General features: G+C 62.4%; 12 protein-coding genes and 1 pseudogene. 5 read left to right on the top strand and 8 right to left on the bottom strand.

The window, feature by feature from the left end:
* Window positions 1-140 precede the first annotated feature (140 nt).
* The gene (locus CGLAUT_RS02030; protein WP_290185997.1) at window positions 141-1,424 is read right to left on the bottom strand and encodes an esterase-like activity of phytase family protein; all 1,284 of its coding nucleotides are present in this window, start codon (window positions 1,422-1,424) and stop codon (window positions 141-143) included.
* A gap of 217 nt (window positions 1,425-1,641) precedes the next feature.
* Between CGLAUT_RS02030 and CGLAUT_RS02025 the strand changes: the two genes are divergently transcribed.
* Window positions 1,642-1,824, top strand: coding sequence for a hypothetical protein (locus CGLAUT_RS02025; protein WP_290185995.1), 183 nt, complete (start codon window positions 1,642-1,644; stop codon window positions 1,822-1,824).
* 166 nt (window positions 1,825-1,990) lie between these two features.
* On the opposite strand, the gene CGLAUT_RS02020 is transcribed toward CGLAUT_RS02025, so the two are convergent.
* From CGLAUT_RS02020 to rplN, 5 genes are all read right to left on the bottom strand, one after another.
* Window positions 1,991-3,091: an MFS transporter gene (locus CGLAUT_RS02020; RefSeq protein ID WP_290185993.1), complete on the bottom strand. Its 1,101-nt coding sequence runs from the start codon at window positions 3,089-3,091 to the stop codon at window positions 1,991-1,993.
* A 32-nt stretch (window positions 3,092-3,123) separates the two neighbouring features.
* The gene (locus CGLAUT_RS02015; protein ID WP_290185992.1) at window positions 3,124-3,384 is read right to left on the bottom strand and encodes an ArsR/SmtB family transcription factor; all 261 of its coding nucleotides are present in this window, start codon (window positions 3,382-3,384) and stop codon (window positions 3,124-3,126) included.
* A 542-nt stretch (window positions 3,385-3,926) separates the two neighbouring features.
* The gene (rplE, locus tag CGLAUT_RS02010; RefSeq protein ID WP_290185990.1) at window positions 3,927-4,520 is read right to left on the bottom strand and encodes a 50S ribosomal protein L5; all 594 of its coding nucleotides are present in this window, start codon (window positions 4,518-4,520) and stop codon (window positions 3,927-3,929) included.
* Window positions 4,521-4,522: 2 nt separating this feature from the next.
* Window positions 4,523-4,837, bottom strand: a complete 315-nt coding sequence (gene rplX / locus CGLAUT_RS02005) for a 50S ribosomal protein L24 (RefSeq protein WP_095659237.1) — start codon at window positions 4,835-4,837, stop codon at window positions 4,523-4,525.
* 3 nt (window positions 4,838-4,840) lie between these two features.
* Window positions 4,841-5,209: a 50S ribosomal protein L14 gene (rplN, locus tag CGLAUT_RS02000; protein WP_095659236.1), complete on the bottom strand. Its 369-nt coding sequence runs from the start codon at window positions 5,207-5,209 to the stop codon at window positions 4,841-4,843.
* Window positions 5,210-5,529: 320 nt separating this feature from the next.
* Here rplN and CGLAUT_RS01995 point away from each other — a divergent pair, with 320 nt between their 5' ends.
* The 4 genes and pseudogenes from CGLAUT_RS01995 to thiD form a co-directional block, all read left to right on the top strand.
* The gene (locus CGLAUT_RS01995; protein ID WP_290185986.1) at window positions 5,530-6,321 is read left to right on the top strand and encodes a formate/nitrite transporter family protein; all 792 of its coding nucleotides are present in this window, start codon (window positions 5,530-5,532) and stop codon (window positions 6,319-6,321) included.
* A 12-nt stretch (window positions 6,322-6,333) separates the two neighbouring features.
* Window positions 6,334-8,229: a GTPase gene (locus CGLAUT_RS01990; protein ID WP_425551720.1), complete on the top strand. Its 1,896-nt coding sequence runs from the start codon at window positions 6,334-6,336 to the stop codon at window positions 8,227-8,229.
* A complete protein-coding gene (locus CGLAUT_RS01985) occupies window positions 8,229-9,827 on the top strand; it encodes a GTPase (protein ID WP_290185982.1) in 1,599 nt (532 codons plus the stop codon). The genes CGLAUT_RS01990 and CGLAUT_RS01985 overlap by 1 nt, the downstream gene beginning before the upstream one ends.
* 56 nt (window positions 9,828-9,883) lie before the next feature.
* Window positions 9,884-10,711: pseudogene (gene thiD / locus CGLAUT_RS01980) on the top strand (bifunctional hydroxymethylpyrimidine kinase/phosphomethylpyrimidine kinase); the annotation flags it as partial.
* Between the two features lie 341 nt (window positions 10,712-11,052).
* Here the strand turns inward: thiD and CGLAUT_RS01975 are convergent.
* Complete coding sequence (locus tag CGLAUT_RS01975) at window positions 11,053-13,071, bottom strand: sucrose-specific PTS transporter subunit IIBC (RefSeq protein ID WP_290185981.1); 2,019 nt, start codon at window positions 13,069-13,071, stop codon at window positions 11,053-11,055.
* A 56-nt stretch (window positions 13,072-13,127) separates the two neighbouring features.
* On the bottom strand, window positions 13,128-14,399 hold the full coding sequence (locus CGLAUT_RS01970) for a glycoside hydrolase family 32 protein (protein WP_290185979.1): 1,272 nt from the start codon (window positions 14,397-14,399) through the stop codon (window positions 13,128-13,130).
* Between the last annotated feature and the right edge of the window lie 8 nt (window positions 14,400-14,407).

Raw genomic sequence — 14,407 nt, 5'->3', positions numbered from 1 at the left:
CTCCCCAGCCCGCAAACACCAACTTCATCGCACCAACTTCACGGCACCAAGTTGGTGCACAACTCGACGATTTGGCGAAAGTTGGGCTTTAAGAGTTGGGGTTGAAGATTTCAAGCCTCGGCGCCGGCACTCCCCAATAGCTACGGGAGCAACAGCGTGTGGAACAGCGTCGTCTGAGTATCGTTGAAGTTATCATCCGAAACGACGATCATGGTGCGACGACCATCCTCCCGAACCGGTCCCCATGCCAACCCCTCGACGTTATCCGGGTGCGGCGGGTGCGCTGCGAAGTCGAAGATCTTCTGCTTGCCCACAGTTGCTTCGGTTCCGTCGAGCGCCTCTTTGCCAAGCACGTTCTCGGCACCTGTCAGGTCTAACTTGTAAACCTCTGCGCGGTTCTCACCGTTCTCGCCGAGCTCCTCGAAGAAGCCACGTTCCAGCATGTAGAGCTCTCCGTTCGCGCCAGCAATTACTGACGTCACGCCGCGCCCGCCATCCACTCGAACCGCGTATTCCTTCGAGGGTTGACCTGTTTTCAAATCGAAGAATGTCACGCGCGAGAGCGAACTGTGTTCAGGCGAATTTGCCTGGCCGTCTTGGGCAAGCGCATTCTCATTGATCGTCACCGCGGTCTTCCCGCCTGGCATCAGGGCCATCGCTTCGGGGCCGTTGTTGTGGTAGATGCCTCGCGTGGTCTTCCCGTCCGGGGCGTGGTATTCCGGCATGTCGATCCGGCGCACCTCTTTGCCATCAGGTTTTGATTCGATGAGCTGCGGTGGCACGACCTGCCCCTCGCGTGCATCGCCCTCAGTGGTCCACAGGAGGTTCCCGTTCGGAAGGAGCCGGATCTCTTCCGCATCGGTAAACTCGGCGTACTCTGCGCCGGTAGCGTTGGTCAACGTCACCATGCCGTCTTCCTCGAATTGCTTGAGGTCCCGCGTCTGGAAGTAATACGCACGGATCGGCCCGTGCTCATTCTTGTCGTCCGAGATCGCGATGTAGCGGCCGTTGCCGACATATTCGATGCCGCTAAGTCCACCGATCGCCTTTTCCGTGCTCACTGCGCCGAAGTCGAATCGATTGACGTATTCAGCCGTCTGAACTGCCGGATCAGCGTCAGACGGCTTCGGGCTCGCCGACCCTAAATTCGACGAGCCCGGTAGCGACGAACTCCCGAACCCGTTGGTCAATGCGCTGAGAATAGTTATCCCTATGCCGCCCAAAGCAGCTGCGATACCGACTGCCGCTGCAAGTGCGGCAGGTGCCTGCATTTTCACGCCACCGATCACCACCTGCTGGTTCAAAGGGTCAGGCGCTGGATCCGCAACGGCCGGCGCAGCATTGACTGCGAGCGAAAGGGCGATTGTCGCAGCGACAGCGCTGCGCCTTGAACGGCGCACGGGTTGACGGAAAGAACGGTTCATCTGGACTCCTCGAAGGCTCGGACTGGAGCTGACCCGGCAGCCGGTCCGCCAGGTTCCTCAGCAAATCCTTAGCCTATTCTCGAAGCAGCGCACCCGCAGCGCAGCGCGGCCACACAACTACCGAGAGCACTGTCGGTCGCCTGCCAAACCCCCTACAACGGCGAAACCCCCGCAACCTCGGCGCAAAACCGAGGGCGGGGGTGCCGTCGTCAACGGAGTGGCGCAGGAGTGCGCGGCCTTCCTCATCAACGAGTACCCGCTCACCGACAACGACCCGGCGATCACCTCGCGTGCGCGCGGCACCTTCGACGCCCACTTCGGCAGCGACGCCACGGGTCTTGGTCCGATCCCCGCCTCGGAGGACTTCTCCATCATCCCGGACGCGCTCGTCGTGCCGTAAACCTACTGGGTCTGGAGCGGCTTTGAGGACTGGGAAGATGCCCCGGGCAACCACTCCCCAAGCTTCGCACCCGACCTGCAGCTGACGCTCGACCGCGCAGCTGAGGCCATGATCGTGGCCGCAGCGGCGTGGCTGGTGGACGGCGCAAGGTAGAGGGAGATTTGCCTCAAACGTTGGAATTCATGCGCTGGCGAACGAGCTGGCAGAACAACGCGATCGCAGCCACGGCCGCTGCTGATCCACACAGTACGGTCGGCGTCGCATGTGCAGCGACCAACAGCGATCCGGCGGTCGCGCCCAGCGCCGAACCTAGATAGTTGGCCGAAGCATTCGCGGCCACAGCCGTTGCGCCATCAGCTGGATTCGCTTGAAGTAGCACTTGCTGCTGGGGCGCGAGGGAGGCCCAACCGCACCACCCCCAGACAAACAGACTGGCCACCACTAACACTGGAACCTGGCCTTGGGTCATACCGAGCAACGCACAGGTAAGGCCCCCAAGGATCACAGCACTTAGCCGCAGCGGGTCATATTTGTCCGCGAGCCGCCCAATCCCCAGCGCTCCGGCCGCTCCACCAAGTCCCCATACCCAAATCGCTATGTTTTGATGCGACGCTAGGCTTCCCTCGGATAGCACGACTGTGAGGTAGGTATAAAGCCCCAGCGAAGCGACACCGGTCAACAGCGTCACAGTGACCGTGAGGAGATTCTCAGGTCGTGTAATAGACCGCAGCCGGTCGGCGGGACCAGACGCTGGGATAGCTGGCAGATCCCCTCCCCGCAGTGCAACACCTGCGAGTGCTGCTCCTCCGATGACCACGATCAGCAGAATCGCGGCGCGCCAATCCCAACGTTGCGCTAACACCAGACCGATCGGCACACCGAATACGGTGCCGACCGCTAAGCCAGCAAGGACTAACGCCAATGCCCGCCCTCGGTGTTCTTGCCCCACGAGTTCCGCGGCGACCGCCGATGACAGCGGCGAATACACGCCGGCTGCTGCGCCGGCCACTACGCGAGACCCCAGAAAGGCCCAGACAGTTGGCGACAACGCCGTGGCCAAGTTGGCTACCGTAAACACCAGCAAGGCGATGATCAGGCTGCGCCGCGACCGCTGCCCCGCCTTCCCCGCCAGCAACGGCCCCACGACAGCATACGAGCCTGTAAACGCCGCAACCCCCAGCCCAACCGTAGCTTCCGGCGTTCCAAGGGCAGCTGCAATGGCGGGCAGAAGTCCCGCTACGACGTATGCGTCCAGGCCAAGCGCCACGCTCCCCAGCACGAAAGGCCATAGCCGACGCATCATCCCTGTTCAACCTCGGTAGCCGCATTGGCGATCACTGCCGCAAGCACGCCGGGAAATAGACGATCTAGGTCGTCCCGCCGCAATCGGATCAAGCACGCGCGCCCGTCTCCCCGGGTCCACGTCACCCCTGCTTCTCGCAACATGCGCGTGTGGTACGTGAGCGTCGACCTGGGCAAATCGTCCGCCAACTCAAGGCTGTCATGGTCCAACCCGTCGGCGAGCCGGCGAATCATCTCCAGTCGCGTGGGGTCACTCAAAGCACCAAGCACCCTGGTCAGGGTGATTTCGTCGGTAGTTGGATGATGGTATTCGCGTGGTGTCATCGAGCCTCCAAAGATTGTGCAACTTTCCTTGCACGATAACCGTACAGGAAAAGTTGCACAATCGCGATGGAAGACAGATCACCGATCAAGAGTCCCCGTTCAGCGTGGATAGAACGGCAGCGTCGGCCGTGAACGCGCTCTTTAAACACGGAGAACCCGTACACCTGCCCGACGGAGAGGTGGATAGCTAGTGCTGCCGGGACAATGAGCCAGCGGTTGAATTCCTAAGGCGCGATAATCGCACCCCGGAAGAAGAATGACATGGACGCTTCCTGCCGTCTCCCCTGCATAAACTTCGCAGCGCATCATATCTCCCAGGTTGGCGGAAACAGAAAGCTCCCATTCAGAGCCGAGCTCACCCCGACCGGATCTTGAGGTCTGCTTTTCGCCCCTCATTCCCACCAAGACGCAAGAATGCCCCCAGCTCAATGAGAACCGGGGGCGGGGGTGCCGTCGTCAAGCGAAATGCTTGGGCCTTAGGCCTGCTGCATCTTGCCGTCCTTGTCAGCGAACGGGAAGCCGAGGTGGCGCAGGAGCGCACGGCCTTCCTCATCGTTGGTGGCGGTGGTGACAACGGTGATGTCCATGCCGCGCACGCGATCGATCTTGTCAATGTCGATCTCGTAGAACATGGTCTGCTCGGACAGGCCGAAGGTGTAGTTGCCAGCACCGTCGAACTGCTTGTCGCTCAGGCCACGGAAGTCGCGGATACGCGGCAGCGCCACGGTCAACAGGCGGTCCAGGAACTCCCACATACGGTCGCCGCGCAGGGTGACCTTCGCGCCGATCGGCATACCTTCGCGCAGCTTGAAGTTCGCGATGGACTTCCTTGCGCGACGCAGCTGCGGCTTCTGGCCGGTGATGGCGGTGAGATCCTCAAGCGCGCCGTTGATCACCTTGGAATCACGAGCAGCGTCGCCGACACCCATGTTGACCACGATCTTGGTCAGGCCCGGGATCTGCATGACGTTGTCGTAGCTGAACTCATCATTCAGCTTGGTGCGAATCTCGTCCTGGTAGCGGGTCTTCAGACGCGGGGTGTACTGGGTCTGGTTCACAGTCTCAGTCATGTCTAGATGTCCTTCCCGTTCGACTTGGCCACGCGGACCTTCTTGCCGTCTTCGTCGAAGCGGTAGCCAACGCGGGTCGGCTTGCCGTCGGAGTCCAGGATCATCACGTTGGAGACGTGGATCGGTGCCTCCTGGGTAACAATGCCGCCGGACTCTGCGCCGCGCTCGTTGTACGAGTTTGCAACGTGCTTCTTCACGCGGTTCACGCCCTCGACCAGGACCTTCTCACGCTTCGGGTACGCCTCGATGACCTTGCCCTGTGCGCCCTTGTCCTTGCCGGCGATGACCTGAACCATGTCGCCCTTCTTGATCTTCATGGGTTAGATCACCTCCGGTGCGAGAGAAACAATCTTCATGAACTTCTTGTCGCGCAGCTCACGAGCCACCGGGCCGAAGATGCGGGTACCGCGCGGTTCGGTGTCGTTCTTAATCAGAACTGCGGCGTTCTCGTCGAACGAGATGTAGGAACCGTCCGGACGGCGGGTCTCCTTGCGTGCGCGCACGACGACGGCGCGCACAACCTCGCCCTCCTTGACGTTGCCGCCCGGGGCGGCTTCCTTCACGGTGGCGACAATCGTGTCGCCGATGCCGGCGAAGCGTCGAACAGAGCCACCGAGGACACGGATGCACAGAATCTCGCGTGCACCAGTGTTATCGGCGACCTTCAGACGCGATTCTTGCTGAATCACTTCTTGGTCTCCTGACCTGGGTCAATGTGCGCCAGATTTCCGTCCTGTACGCACGTGGTCACTTGCTTGTTGGAGCCTTTCGCTTATCGACGAACCGCCGTAGCCAAGTGGCAACGTGGTCGAAGGGTCTCGGCCGCTTCGCTCGGAAACGCGCGTTGCAGCCGACCAGCTCAAGACAACTGGTGTATTAAAGCACGTCTTCGTGCGTTTTCCCAAATTCGCGCCGCCGCCCGAAGCCCGCTTTCATTTTATCCTATGGGGAAGGTCACAAATACCGGAACACTCAGCGCACGCCACAAGTTAGTACTACCTTAACTTTTATGAATTTTTTCGAGACAGCCTCCAGGGCTATCAACAACAAGCTCGATCTTTTCAGCCAGGAACCCGCGCGTTTCGCTGTTCGTGCGATCATGGCCGGTGTCTACCTCGGCATCATGACGGCGTTCGCCGCCAACACCGCGACTATGGTTGAATCGGCTGCCCCTGGCATGGGTAGATACGCCTTCGCGTCGATTTTCGCTTCCACGCTCTACATCATTGTGGTTCTCCAGGGAGAACTCGCCACCGGCGACATGATGTTCATGACGTTCGGGGCCATTCACCGGAAAAACACCATTTCCAAGGGCTTCGCAATCGTGTGCTTTGTCACCTTGTTCAACTTCATCGGCGGGGTGATAGTCACCTACCTGATCTCCATCACCACCATCGGTGAAGCAGTTACTACGGACAGTTTCATTTACCAGTTGATAGTGGCAAAGCTTGAAAAGCCGAGCGGCAAGCTCTTCGTGGAAGCCATCCTGGCCAACATCGTGGTCAACATCGCATTCATGCTCTCCGCCCAAGCGGGCAAGGACTTCACGGCAAAGCTCCTAGGCATCATCCTCATCATTCCGGCCTTCGCAGCGATGAGCTACGAGCACTCGATTGCCAACTTCGTTCTGACATCGCTGACCGGCTTCGAGTTCGGGCCGAGCGCTATCCCCGGCTACACGTGGGAGAACATCGCCCGCCACTGGAGCATCGTCTGGGTAGGCAACCTCATCGGCGGCGGCCTCATCATGGGCGGCATATACGGCTGGCTGAACCTGACCAAGACGAACTACAAAGACTAGTCATCTGCCAGAATGGGTCGGGTGAGCACACCAACGCCCGATGCGGCACACCAGGATCTGACGGACCCCACAGTTTCCGTCCGCCGTTTGCGCGACACCCTCGCCGCCACCTCCCTACCCGACGAGACCCAGGCGGACGGGAAGGCCCTAGTCAACCAATTCGATGACTACATCCTCCCCCGCCTGGCCAACCTCGATGCGCCGCTGCTCGCGGTGATCGGCGGTTCCACCGGCTCCGGTAAGTCGACGCTGGTCAACGCTCTGTTGCGCGAGCGCGTCTCCAACCCCGGCGTCATCCGCCCCACCACCCGCCAGCCGGTGCTGGTGGCCAATCCGCAGGACGCGGACTGGTTCAACTCGCCGGAGGTGCTCCCCGGGCTCGCCCGGTCCCACGGCGCCGGCGATGAGCAATCGACCACGCTGCGCATCGTCGAAACACAAAACATCCCCGCCGGCCTCTCGCTGCTCGACGCCCCGGACTTCGATTCAATCGACGACCGCAACCGCGCACTCGCTTCCCAGCTCCTCGCGGCCGCCGACCTGTGGATCTTCGTCACCACACCCGCACGTTACGCCGACCAGATGGTCTGGAACTTCCTCCATGACGCGGCTGGCCGCGGCATTGAGGTCGTGGTGGTACTGAACCGCGTCGACGACGTCGCGGCCCAAACCGTCCCATCCGACCTGCGCCGCATGATGGATGAGGCAGGGCTCGGTCGGGCCACCGTCTTCACCGTCCCCCTTGTCCCCGGCCTCGGCCAGGAACTTCAAGCTACTGACGACGGATTCTTGGGCACCGAACTCGTCGCCCCTCTGCGCGCCTACCTGGGCAACCTGGCGGAAGATACCGCAGCCCGGCGCGCGGTGGCCGGCAAGACCGTCGCCGGCGCACTCGACGGGGCGCTCACCCGCGTCGAGCAGCTCGCATCCCGACGCGAGCGCCAAGAGAACTTCGCTCACCAGCTCGATGAGTCGATCTTCGAAATGTACAAGACTGCTCACCGGCACATCATCGATGCCACCTCCGACGGCAAGATGCTGCGCACCGAGGTGCTCGACCGCTGGCAGGATGTCGTGGGCACCTCTGATGTGATCCGCGGGTTTGAACGCTGGTTCTCACAGACTGTAGACCGGGTAGGCAGTTTCTTCACCGGTGAGCCTGCGCCTTTGCGCGAGGTAGAGACGGAGCTGGAATCCGGCCTGCACGCCGTGATTGTGGACGCCGCCGATACCGCCGCCTCTCGTGCGTGGTCCCATGTTGGCTCGGTCGCGCCGGAGCTGCGCGAACATGCCGACCCCGCACTGGCCCGCGCGAGCCGCGATATCGATGCAAAGGCCGCGGAGCTCATCCGCGAGTGGCAGGGCGCGATCCTCGACCGCATCCAGAACACCGCCGGCGAGAAGCGCCAACGTGCCCGCGTGATGTCGCTTGGCCTCAACGTCGCCACCGTCGCGCTGATGCTCATGGTCTTCTCCACCACCGCCGGTATTACCGGTGGCGAGGTCGCCATCGCCGGCGGCTCTGCGGTGCTCGGCCAGAAGTTGCTGGAAACGGTCTTCGGTGAAGAAACTGTGCGCCAGATGGCCGTGGATGCCCGCGGGGACCTCAACCAGCGCCTCGACGGTCTGCTCCGCCAAGAGCGCGAGCGCTACTACCAGTTCACCGACCCCCTGCTCGAGGGCGCCTCGGCCGCCTCAATCCGTGAAGCCGCACACGACGCCCGCGTCGCCGTAGACACCCGCTTCCCCGGCACCATCACGCCGCCCGCCCCGCTGGCACCGGCGGACAGCGCCCCCGCGCTCGACGATGACGTCCAAGACAGCTTCGACCACGGCACTCTGCGTGGCCTGTTCGACCAGCTCCGCGGCACCTTCGGCCAGCGATCCGGCCAGACGGGAGACAATTAATGGCGCTGTTCAAACGCAAACCCGCCCTCGGCGAGCGCCTCACCGCGCTCGACGATGCCGCAGACATCGCGCGCCCCTACCTTCCGCAGACCCAGCTTGAGCGCATTGAGAAGGTCGCCCGCGCCGGCGCGGAGCGTCGCGCCCTCTCCGCCGAGCACACCGTCGTCGGTTTCTTCGGTGCCACCGGTTCAGGCAAAACCTCGCTGTTCAACGCCGTCGTCGGCGAGGACCTGGGCAAAGCCGCCGCACGCCGCCCAACCACTTCTTCTCCCCTGGCCGCGATCTGGCAGCCGGAAGGCTCCGAGGAGCTTCTGGACTGGCTCGGCGTCGAGGACCGCCGCACCCGCGAGGGCGAGTTCGCCCCCGGCGCTGGCCCGCTGATCCTGCTTGACCTGCCGGATTTCGATTCCGTCGAGCTGTCCAACCGCGAGATCGCCACCCGCCTCGCCGGCCAGGTCGATGTCCTGGTTTGGGTCTCCGATCCGGAGAAGTACGCCGACTCCGTCATCCACGACCAGTTCATCCGCCCCCACGCCAACCACTCCGCCGTCACGCTCGCCGTGCTCAACAAGGCCGACTTGCTCCACGTCAACGACGTGCCCAAGGTTTCAGGAAACTTCGAGCACTTGCTTATCGACGACGGCCTGCGCAACGTCCAAGTCATCCCCACCTCAACTCGCTCCGGGGCGGGCATCGACAACTTGGTCAAGGCAATCGCGAAAGTGGCCAAGGCGCACAATGCGCAAAGTGCGCGTATTGAGGCGGATATCCAGGCTGTGACGGGTGACTTTGCTCGGTTGGGCGTGGTCGGGGCCGTCGATAAGCAAGCGAAGCGCACGATGGATCAAACCTTGTCCCAGGCTGCGGGAGCGGAGCGAATCGCTGATTCGACGGCTGCTGCGTACCGCAAACGCCTGCACGAGCGCACCGGCTGGCTGGCCACGAGTTGGATTACGCGTTTTCGTCCTGACCCTCTGAAGCGGCTGGGGCTGCGCGAGGAGGCGGACGAGGTCGGCGTGCACCGCACGTCGCTGCCTGAACTGGACGCAGCGTCGAAGGCCGTGGCGAACCGGGGTGTCCGCGAGTACGCGACGGTAGCTGCTGATGGGTTGCCGCACGCGTGGTCGTCGGCGATCGCCGATCAGGCGGAGGAGATTTCAACCCGGGTGCCTGCCGAGCTTGACCGCGCGGTGGCGCGCACGCAGCTGCCGGCCGAGCCGTCGAAAGGCTGGACCCTGCTCACCGTGGTGCAGTGGCTGGCCCTGGTGGCCGCGCTGATTGGTGTGCTGTGGTACCTGCTGGTGGCGTTCGTGCCGGGGGTTCTCACTCCACTGCTGGGCACCGATTTGGTGCCGCAGGTGGAAGGCTGGCCGATTCCGACGCTGCTGATACTCGCCGGCCTCTTAGGCGGCATCGTGATTGGCCTGATCACCGCCGTATTCGGCGGGGTCATCGGCTCCGGGGTGAAACGGCGCACTCGGCAAGCCGTGCAAAAAGAAGTTGCGGCGGCGACGCAAACGACCGTGGTTGAGCCACTTGACGCGATCCGGGACGATTACAACCGGTTCGCGCAGCGCATCGCCGCCGCAGCTGGGTAGCTGGGAACCCGAGAAAACGACAGCGCCAACCCGCATTCCGGTAGCGTGGCACCGTGATGACTAACTCGCGCGTTCCCAACATCTTGTCCATCGCCGGCACCGACCCGACCGGCGGCGCCGGCATTCAGGCCGACCTGAAGTCCATTGCCGCGGCGGGCGGCTACGGCATGTGCGTGGTCACCTCGTTGGTGGCGCAAAACACGCAGGGTGTTCGCGAGATCCACACCCCGCCGCAGGAATTTCTCCGCGCCCAGCTCGCGGCAGTGTTCGATGATGTCGATGTCGATGCCGTGAAGATCGGCATGCTCGGCGACGCCGAAACCACCCGCACTGTCTCGGAGTTCCTGAGCGCCAATTCAGTACCGGTCATCGTGGTGGACCCGGTGATGGTCGCAACCTCCGGCGATCGGCTCCTCACCGAAGACGCGGAAGAAGCCCTGCGCCAGTTTGTGCGGGACCACGCGAGCGTCGTTACGCCCAACATCCCCGAGCTTGCCGTGCTTACCGGCTCCTCCCCCGCGACCACCTTCGACGAGGCGCTGGAGCAGGGCCGCGCGTACGCTGCCGATGCCAACGTCGCCGTGCTGGTCAAGGGCGGCCACCTCGAGCAGGGCGATGCCTCGAATGCACTCGTGCAGCCCGACGGCACCACGCACACAGCGACTGTGCCGCGCGTGGACACCAAGAACACCCACGGCACAGGGTGCTCGCTTTCCTCGGCGTTCGCCACACGCATCGTGCTTGACGACGACCCCGCCGACGCCCTCACCTGGACCTCCGACTGGCTCCACGAAGCAATCTCCGCGGCCGATGAGCTCAACGTAGGCAAGGGCAACGGGCCGGTGCACCATTTCCACCGCCTCTACCGCCTCGCCGGTGAGGCACCAAGCAACTAGATCGCCAAACATCAGCGGGCAACGGAAAAGTTTTGTCTTTTCTTGGGGAACCTTGACGCCAGCTTCCGCATTCCACGTGTGACTGCGGAGGCCGACACCGGCAACTGACAGTTCGATCCATTCCCCAATCTGAAAGGTGATTCCCATGATCTACGGCTCCAGCCTCGCTAGCTTCATCAACTCGATCGCGTACGCGTTCTCCGTCGCACAGCGCTGGCTCCGCTGAGGCAACACCGGCGAAAGCCGGTGAGCCTTTGAAGCGGCCAAACACGAAATCCCGCAGCACGTCGCTGCGGGATTTCTTACTGTCCAGGCTTAATTGCCCAAGATTAGGGCTCGACGACGGTCGAACCTGCGGCCGGTTCGCCCGTCGCGACCGGTTCCTCCGTCTTCGGTTCAACGCTGAAGAGTTCTTCGCCCGTGGTGATCTCAGCAGGCAGAAGCAGCGACGGTGCGATCTGGCCGACTTTCTTCGTGTTCGAGACAACAACCGGAGTGGTCACCTCGTACCCAGCAGCCTCGATCGCTCCGATATCAAACGTCGCCAGCAAAGTACCGGCTTCCACCTCGTCGCCCTTGTCCACATGCGCAGTGAAATGCTTCCCCTTGAGGTTCACGGTGTCGAAGCCAATATGCATCAGCACGTCCACATTCTTTCCGTCGGAACCTTTGCCTCGGATTGCGTACGCATGGCCGGAGGGGAAGGTCACCGCAACCTTGCCGTCAATCGGAGAGCGAAGTTCGCCTATCGACGGATGGATGGCCACGCCCTCCCCCAACTTGGACTGTGCGAACATCGGGTCCGACACGTCCGAAAGCGACATTGCTTTACCCGTGAGCGGCGAGGCCACACGCAGTGCGTTCTCAGAAGCTTCGTGCAGCGTCGCCGCAGCTGCCTCATCGGCGCGAACGTCATCGGGCGAATCCGGATCGATCGTGCCCTGGCGGGCGATGAGGTATCGACCGTAGGCGTATGCGGCGGCGAAGGCGATCACGAAGGTCACCACGCACAGAACCAAGAAGGTTGGAACGTCGGTGCTGCGAATCGATACCACGCCGATGAAACCAGCGGCACCCAAGGCCACGGCTTTAACGTCGAACAGCGCGATCAGCATGCCGCCGATGCCCGCGGCACCCATCCCGATGAAGAACGGCCACCGGAGGCGAAGGTTGACACCGAAGATTGCAGGTTCAGTGATGCCGAAGAGTGCCGGAGTACCAGCTGAGGTTGCCAAGCCCTTGAGCTTTTCGTTCTTGGTCAACGCGGCAACAGCGAGCGCGACCGCGCCTTGAGCAATGTTGGCCATCGAGGCGGTAGCGAAGATGAAGGATCCGCCTTGGTTGAACAGCTCCAGCTCGATTGGCGGGAAGGATTGGTGCAGGCCGGTGATCACGATCGGCGAGTACACCAGGCCGAAGATGAATCCGCCGATTGGACCACCAGTCTCGTAGAGGGTGGACAGCCCGGTAATGAGGAGGTCACTGAGCCAGCGCATTGCGGGGCCAACGGCAATGAACGTGATGAAACCGGTGATGAGCAGCGTTGCCAGTGGTGTGACCAGGAAGTCGACGGTGCCTTTGAGGCGGCGGTGGAACCACTTCTCAATAGTGGCCAGGATCCACGCAACCGCGAGCACCGGGAGCACAGCTCCCTGGTATCCAGCTTGCGCAACGGGAAGCCCGAACAGGTCCCAGTACGGCAGCTCCCCATTCGCGGCGGCGACACCGACGTCGTAGCCGTTCACCAGTGCGGGATGCACCATCGCCATGCCGATGCCGGCGCCGAGATACTCGTTGCCACCGAAACGCTTTGTCGCCGAGTAACCGACGAGCACAGGCAGGAACGCGAACGGCGCAGATGCGAGCACGTTGATGATCTCGGAGAGCCCCTGGATTTGCGGGAACATCTGCACGAGCGAGTTCTCGCCGAACAACCCTTCTGCAGTGAGCACGTTGTTCAGCGCCATAAGTAGGCCGACGCCGACAAGGATCGGGATCAGCGGCACGAAGATGTCGGCGAGGACCTTGATTGCGCGGGTGAACCAGTTGCCCTGGTTCGTCGCGACACCTTTGAGTTCCTCGGTGGATACCGCGATGTTCTTCGCGGTCATCTTGTCCATTTCATCGAAGACCAAGTCAACGTCACCCGGTCCGACGATGATCTGGTACATTCCGCCGGTTTCAAAGGTGCCCTTGAGATCCGGATCGTTGTCCAGCGCGGCGGTATCAACGATGCCCGAATCTTTGAGCACCATGCGCAGTCGCGTCGCACAGTGCGCCGCGCCCACGATGTTTTCCTCACCCCCCACGGCGGTGATGACTCGCTTCGCTACATCACGGTGTTCCATGGAACCAGTCAAACATTTGCAGGCACAATTTTTCGCAGTTTATGCCCGTTTGTTGGCTAGTTCACTCGCAGCTCTTTCCATTCATGCCCGTTTTGTGGGAACACTGCCGAGGAGAACGCCACTTCCCCACCCCCTGCAGTCAGTTCCACCGCGGCCCCGTCCGCAGTGAACACCAACTCACCTGCGTCGCAGTGTGCCCACCGCATCAACCCGTTGACGGCAAGCGACAGGGTGTGCGACCCATGAGCTGAAGGCTGCCATTGCAGCCTCGCCCCGACGTTCCCGCCAGTGTCAATCAAGTCCGCTGACCATGGCTCCGCGCCAAGCTCATGGCGCGCCACAACCATCCCGGTTGGATTCTGGGGAAGCGTGAGGGAGGTGTGCAGTGAGCCGTCGATAAGCGAAAGCTCCCGCGGAAGAGTGAGCTGGTGAACCCAGCCTTCCGACTCCAGCGAGGGGGTCTCGTCGCGCCCCGGCAGACCCATCCAGCCGAGCATGAGTGCACCCTGGCCAAACGGCACGAGTTGCGGCGCGTAGAACTCATGGCCGTAGTCGAGCGGGGTGAAATCCGTGAGCACTTCAAAACGCAGGCCCTGCAGGCGCCCGACGATGTAGCCGCACTGATCCGAATCGGGAAACTGCGGGCAGAACACGAGCACGTCGAAGTCTTCGCCGCGGGTGAGATCCCGCATGCGAAGCAAGTTGGGGCACTCCCACATGTACGCCGAAGCCACGTTGTAATTGAGCCCGATCATCTCGATCTCGCCGGCGAGCTCCCAGTTGTCGAGGTCGGGCGAAGTGTAAAGCACCGCCGCGCCAGTCTCCTGCTCCCGCTGGGCGCCGATCACCATCCGCCAGGTACCGGTATCGGGGTCGAAGGACACGTGCGGATCGCGAAAATGCGCGGTGTAGCCCTCCGGAGAGCCGTCGATCAACGGGTTGTTGGGCCGGCGACGGTAAACCCCGCCCATCGGCCCCTGCAGGTCTTCCACGTCCACGATGTTCTGGCTGGTGAAGCGCACCCCGTCACGCTTGACGTTGCCCGTGTAGAACAGGCGCATGCGGCCATCGTGCACCACCGCCGACCCGGAATAGCAGCCGTTTTCGTCGTACGGCATGCCCGGGTAGAGCGCGTCGGGGAAGTGGCGCCAAGTGCCATCCCCCAGTGTCGTCACCGCGTGCCCCCATCCCGTCCGCTTGGGTGCGTGCGGAAACACAGGGTCATGCTGATAAAACACATGCAGCTCATCGCCGATCAGTGTCATGCCGTTCGGATCGTTCAAACGACCCTGCGGCGCAGAAAGGTGGAACTTCGGCCTATAAGACATGCGCCATA

This window comes from Corynebacterium glaucum, from assembly GCF_030408855.1.
GTDB classification, from domain to species: Bacteria; Actinomycetota; Actinomycetes; order Mycobacteriales; family Mycobacteriaceae; genus Corynebacterium; species Corynebacterium glaucum.
The sequence above is the reverse complement of the archived record's forward strand: the minus strand, read 5'-3'. Positions and strand labels throughout refer to the sequence as shown.